We start from the raw sequence: 390 nt of genomic DNA on the forward strand, positions 1-390 counted from the left end.
GCGATCGCGCTGACCGAGGCCGGAGGGCGCACCGTCACCGTCGGACTCCCCGCCCCGGACGCCCGCGCGAGCTTCTCGCCCACGGCGCTCGTCGCGGAGGGGCGTTCGATCATCGGCAGCTACCTCGGCTCCGCCGTGCCCGAGCGCGACATCCCCGTGTTCGTCGACCTGTGGCGACGCGGGCGTCTGCCGGTGGAACGCCTGGTCTCGTCGGAGATCGCCCTCGACGACATCAACGCGGGCATGGACGCGCTGGCATCCGGAGCAGCCGTGCGTCAGATCATCCGCTTCGCCTGAGGCGTCCGCGCGGCGGTGACGGCGGGAGGGCCTGGGACCGAGGGAGGAGCCGTGAGGGGCGTGGCATCCTCCCCTCCTCCCATGCCCTCCGCT

At 73.3% G+C, this 390-nt stretch carries 1 pseudogene; it reads left to right on the top strand.

Features of this window, described 5'->3' with window-relative positions:
* Window positions 1-297 (top strand): annotated as a pseudogene (locus tag ACZ3GY_RS23675) (alcohol dehydrogenase); the annotation flags it as partial.
* Window positions 298-390: the final 93 nt, after the last annotated feature.

It is taken from the genome of Pseudomonas sp. PME37.24/006 (genome assembly GCF_055556635.1).